We start from the raw sequence: 5,187 nt of genomic DNA, 5'->3' as shown, positions 1-5,187 counted from the left end.
TAGATGATCCTTGACTTCCGGGGTGATCTCGACCTTTTCCCGTGCCAGAATCGCGCCGATCCATTCCGTCGCCCATCCGCGCTCGGCGGGATCGTCGATCCAGGCCAACGGTTGCAGGGCGACGGGGTTTTCGTCTCCGTCAGACAATGCACCGCCGAGATCATGCCAGTCGCCACCCATGGCGAGCGCGGCCGCCCGGATCGAACCACCGAAGTCAAACGCAAAGACCTGAGAGTTCGGATAACGCCTGAACTGCAGCGCCATCAACGCGAGCAACACTGACTTGCCAGCGCCTGTCGGTCCCACCACAAGGGTATGACCGACGTCGTCGACGTGGAGCGAAAACCGGAACGGCGTTGATCCCTCGGTCTTGCCGAACAGAAGCGGCGGACCCTTGAAGTGGAGGTCCCTAGCCTCGCCAGCCCAAACGGCCGACATCGGAATCATATGAGCGAGGTTGAGAGTTGAGACCGGCGGCTGCCGCACATTCGCATAGACATGCCCCGGCAGACTGCCGAGCCAGGCTTCAACGGCGTTTACTGTCTCGATCATGCAAGTGAAATCGCGGCCCTGAATGACCTTCTCGACCAGCCGCAGCTTTTCATCGGCAGCATTGGGATCACGGTCCCAGACGGTAATGGTCGCCGTGACAAAGGCTTGTCCGATCTGATCCGACCCCAGTTCCTGCAGGGCGGCGTCGGCATCGAGCGCCTTGTTGTGGGCGTCGGTATCAAGCAGCGTCGATGCCTCGTTGGTCATCACCTCCTTGAGGATGGCGCCGATGGACTTTCGCTTGGCAAACCACTGCCGGCGAATCTTCGTCAGCAGCTTGGTGGCATCGATCTTGTCGAGCATGATCGCCCGGGTCGACCAACGATATGAAAACACCAGGCGATTCAGGTCATCCAGAATTCCTGGGGTCGTCGCCCCCGGAAAGCCTACGATCGTCAGAACCCGCACATTGGCAGAGCCCAGCATCGGCTCGAGCCCGCCGGTCAACGGCTGGTCGGCCAACAGCGCATCGATGTACATGGGAGTCTCGGGCACCCGAACCCGATGTCGTTTGGTTGAGATCGTCGAGTGAAGGTAGGTCAGCGTGTCCTGATCATCGAGCCAGCCGCATTCGGGCATGAACCCTTCAACGAGTTGAAGCACGCGGTTGGTTTGATCGACAAATTCGCGGAGCACTTCGCGGGCGTCTGCTCCAACGGCGCGATCCCGCCCCTCATAGAGCAAACGCTCTGCCCTGGCGGCCCCTTCCTCCGGCGGCAGATAGAGGAAGGTCAGGAAGTAGCTGGACTCATAATGGGCGCCCGCCTCTTCAAACTGGGCTCTGCGTTCGGCATCGACCAGCGCTGACGCAACATCCGGAAAGGTGTTCGGCGGGTAAGCACCCGCAAAATGGCGCTGCGCCTCGACGAAGACCGCCCAGCCTGATCCGAGGCGGCGCAGGGCGTTGTTCAGACGACCGGCGACGGCGACGAGTTCAGCCGGCACCGCGCTGTCTAGGTCCGGGCCGCGGAATTTCGCTGTTCGTTGGAACGAGCCATCCTTGTTCAGGATAATTCCTTCGTCGACCAAGGCTGCCCAAGGCAGGAAGTCGGCGAGTCGCGCGCCCGAAAGGCGATATTCAGCGAGATTCATCATGACCGAGGGCTCAGGTGTTGAGATGACCGGGAATGCGCAGATGTCGGCGCACCACGTCGACGAAGGCGGGATCGCGCTTGGCGGCCCAGACGGCGGCCATGTGGCCGATGAACCAGAGGACAAGACCCGCGATCCAGAGCCGAAGTCCCAGCCCCAGGGCTGCCGCAAGCGTGCCGTTGACGATCGCGACCGAGCGCGGCGCGCCGCCCATCAGGATGGGCTCAGTGAGCGCGCGATGAACGGACACGACAAAACCTGTGACCGGTTCGTCCATCAGATCACCACGCCGCCGCCGAAGGAGAAGAACGACAGGAAGAAGCTTGAGGCGGCAAACGCGATCGACAGACCGAACACGATCTGGATCAGCCTGCGGAAGCCGCCTGACGAATCCCCGAACGCGAGCGTGAGCCCGGTCACGACGATGATGATGACGGCGATGATCTTGGCGACCGGCCCTTCCACCGATTGCAGGATCTGGTTGAGTGGCTGCTCCCACGGCATGTTCGAGCCAGCAGCCCATGCCGGTGCCGACGCCAAAAGAAACGTGCCGGAGGCGGCGAGTAGAACGGCATCTCGAAGCAAACGAAATTGCGGGCGCATGTCAGTCTCCTGCTGATGAAAGGTTGTAGTCGCCGGCGACCCCGAGCCCGGTGACGAGGGCGAGCTCAGCGAGGCGACGGTCAGCGCCGCGCCCCGCAAGCACAGCGACGAGGTTGATGGTCTCTGCGATCAGGGCGCGCGGAACCGTGATGACCGCTTCCTGGATGAGTTGCTCGAGCCGCCGCAGCGCGCCGAGCGCGCTACCCGCATGAATAGTGCCGATGCCGCCGGGATGGCCCGTACCCCAAGCCTTGAGCAGATCAAGCGCCTCGGCACCTCGGACTTCGCCAATCGGGATGCGATCAGGACGCAGGCGCAGCGAGGACCGAACGAGGTCCGATAGCGTGGCCACGCCGTCTTTGGTCCGGAGCGCTACAAGATTGGGCGCTTTGCACTGAAGCTCGCGCGTATCTTCGATCAGCACGACCCGATCGGCAGTCTTTGCCACTTCGGCCAAGAGTGCATTTGTCAGAGTCGTCTTGCCGGTCGACGTTCCACCGGCGACGAGGATGTTCTTCCGTGCGGCGACCGCAATTTTCAGAATCTTGGCCTGCTCCGAGGTCATGATTTCCTTGGTAACGTAGTCGTCGAGCGTAAACACAGCGACAGCGGGCTTGCGGATTGCGAAGGCCGGAGCTGCCACGACCGGAGGCAAGAGACCCTCGAAGCGCTCTCCGGTGCCAGGCAGTTCTGCCGAAACCCGTGGCGCGCCGGCATGCACCTCGGCGCCTACGTGATGCGCAACCAGGCGAACAATGCGCTCGCCATCCGCAGCCGACAGAGTTTCGCCTGTGTCGATCAGACCATTCGATAAACGATCGATCCACAGCCGCCCATCTGGGTTGAGCATCACCTCGATGATCGCTTCGTCTTCGAGGTAGCCGGCAATCGCGGAGCCAAGCGCGCTGCGCAGCATTCGCGCGCCGCGCGAGCTCGCTTCCGATTGAATGGAATGGATTGCCACCGCCGCCCCCACTGAATGAGGCGCCTACGGAGGCCCCTCAGATGGGATTGATTAGAACAGGCACCGATGGACTTGGCGCAACAAGCGGCTTCAGTGATCGTAGACTAGCGTAGAAAAAGAAAAACTGAGATTGATGTTTGAGACCTACTCAATCGTGTCGGTTCGCTGGGAGTGGCCTGCTCACCACTCCGCATCGTCATCCGCGGGCAGGAGGATGACCGAGTCCTCATACAACCCAACCGACTCGACAGCGCAAGAAACATCAGCCGGCTTGAAGAAGAGGATGAACTCATCCACGAAGCGATGGATCGGCACCAGGGCAGCGCGAACCAGACCAACGTCGCGATTTGCAGCGCCACGTTGAGACCAAACGCGACTTGATAGGCTTGGACGGGCCTATGCCCATCATTCGCGGGCCATTGCTCCAGGATAAGACCTGTCGCGTATTGCGCCAGAAATGCCCAACCGAAGTGCAAAACGTTCAGGGCACCATTGGCTCGGCCGGCAAGCTCCGGCGGGAAGTAATCCGCTATCACCGCGAAGCTGACCACTGTCGCCGTTCCGACAATTGCAACAACCGACCAGGGCAGGACGGACGGCAAAGACGCTCGTAGGATCAGGGATAACTCAGCCGCGATGAACAGCACCGCAACCATCGTTAATACCGTCTCCGCGCCGATTCCCTTTCGTTTGATGTGATGGACTGTCATGCCGAACAACCAGGCACCGCCGCTAAGCATAATCGACATTATGAACAGCTGTCTGACGAGACTTGCGCGATCAAGCCCCTCCACGTCGGTCAACCACGGTGATGCCCACAATCCCTGCAGAGACCAGGCTGATCCGACGCACGTCGCCGACAACGGGGCCATTCGCCAGAAGCGCCGATCGCCGAAAACGGAGCTGAGCGTGGCGCGCGCTGCTGATGGGACAATGCCTCGCTCAGGCACTACGACGTAGATGAGAATGGCCGTTGCGCCGGTGGCGGCCGCCAAGATCTCAAACAGCTGCCGCCAGCCCATCCAAGCGAGCAGGTGTTCGACGGGAGCCGTAGCGGTCACCGCTCCTATCGAGCCCAGCATGACCATGTAGCCGTTCAGCAAGGCGACGCGCTCCTTGGGGAACCAAAGGATGATGGACTTCAGTCCTGCCGTGAGCGCGGCCGCCACACCAAGCCCGATCATTGCACGCGCGATCAAAAGCGACAGGAAGTCAGTCGATACCGCGAACAGTCCGGCGCCCACTGCTGCGAGCAATAGCAAAACACTTTGGACGCGACGCGGACCAAATCGGTCCAACAATATGCCGACGGGGATTTGCGCAGCCGCGAAAACAAGGAAATAGACCGACGTAAGCAGCCCGAGGTCGGCAGCCCCAACGCCGGTATCCGAGCTTAGATGGCTGGCGATCAGAGCGTTGATCGTTCGAAACAGATAAGAGAGATAGTACCCAGCTACAAAAGGGACAAAAACGCGCGCGATTCGACGCCATGCTGTTGAGATTTGCATGCTGGCCCCTTTGCTCTCAGCTCGCTCGAGCCGATAGCGCGTCCAGCATTTGTCAGTTCGGCTAAATCGCTGCGGTCGTAGGCTGGCGTAGAAAAAGAAAGACCGGCGAAATGGTCTTTCCACATGGTTCAATCAGGTTTCTTCGACCGGTTCCTGACGGCGGATATCTTCCGGAATCTCGCGCAGAAAGCTTTGCCCTTTTTGCAGGCGGCGCCCTAGCGCCTCGACAAATCCTTCAAAGCGCTCCCTGCCCTTTGCCTGCGCGGCCGCCTGTGCATCGTTGGGCAACGGTGGCGTAATAGTCAGCCAGAACCGAATGAACAGAGCCAAGGTCTCCGCCGTCAACCCAACGTCGCGCTCGAGCCTCTGCACCTGACGCGACAGCCGATCCAGGCGCCGGGTGAATGCTGCCTCCCGCCTATCCGCTCCGTCGGGTGAAAGAAAGGAGGCGACGGCAGCTTCCACAAT

General features: G+C 60.8%; 6 protein-coding genes. All 6 read right to left on the bottom strand.

From position 1 onward, the window contains the following. On the bottom strand, nt 1-1,647 hold a 1,647-nt coding region (locus tag ACM43_RS09970), incomplete at its 3' end, for a conjugal transfer protein TrbE (RefSeq protein ID WP_271539892.1). A 10-nt stretch (nt 1,648-1,657) separates the two neighbouring features. Further along, nucleotides 1,658-1,921, bottom strand: coding sequence for a VirB3 family type IV secretion system protein (locus ACM43_RS09965; RefSeq protein WP_271539891.1), 264 nt, complete (start codon nt 1,919-1,921; stop codon nt 1,658-1,660). After that, on the bottom strand, nt 1,921-2,247 hold the full coding sequence (locus ACM43_RS09960) for a TrbC/VirB2 family protein (RefSeq protein WP_271539890.1): 327 nt from the start codon (nt 2,245-2,247) through the stop codon (nt 1,921-1,923). The genes ACM43_RS09965 and ACM43_RS09960 overlap by 1 nt, the downstream gene beginning before the upstream one ends. A gap of 1 nt (nt 2,248) precedes the next feature. After that, nucleotides 2,249-3,163 carry a P-type conjugative transfer ATPase TrbB gene (gene trbB / locus ACM43_RS09955; RefSeq protein ID WP_271539893.1) on the bottom strand — a complete coding sequence of 305 codons (915 nt, stop codon included), beginning with the start codon at nt 3,161-3,163 and terminating at the stop codon, nt 2,249-2,251. Nucleotides 3,164-3,315: 152 nt separating this feature from the next. Beyond that, entirely contained in the window at nt 3,316-4,719 is a 1,404-nt protein-coding gene (locus tag ACM43_RS09950; protein ID WP_271539889.1) for an MFS transporter, read from the bottom strand. Nucleotides 4,720-4,851: 132 nt separating this feature from the next. Continuing rightward, a partial coding sequence (locus tag ACM43_RS09945; protein ID WP_271539888.1) for a CopG family transcriptional regulator occupies nt 4,852-5,187 on the bottom strand: 336 nt, incomplete at its 5' end.

This window comes from Bradyrhizobium sp. CCBAU 45321 (genome assembly GCF_028128975.1).
Classification (GTDB): domain Bacteria; phylum Pseudomonadota; class Alphaproteobacteria; order Rhizobiales; family Xanthobacteraceae; genus Bradyrhizobium; species Bradyrhizobium yuanmingense.
The sequence above is the reverse complement of the archived record's forward strand: the minus strand, read 5'-3'. Positions and strand labels throughout refer to the sequence as shown.

Excerpts from the sequence above, each read along its gene's own strand:
- ACM43_RS09965 (WP_271539891.1), bottom strand. The coding sequence starts at position 1,921 with ATGGACGAACCGGTCACAGGTTTTGTCGTGTCCGTTCATCGCGCGCTC.
- ACM43_RS09960 (WP_271539890.1), bottom strand. The coding sequence starts at position 2,247 with ATGCGCCCGCAATTTCGTTTGCTTCGAGATGCCGTTCTACTCGCCGCC.
- trbB (WP_271539893.1), bottom strand. The coding sequence starts at position 3,163 with ATGCTGCGCAGCGCGCTTGGCTCCGCGATTGCCGGCTACCTCGAAGAC.
- ACM43_RS09950 (WP_271539889.1), bottom strand. The coding sequence starts at position 4,719 with ATGCAAATCTCAACAGCATGGCGTCGAATCGCGCGCGTTTTTGTCCCT.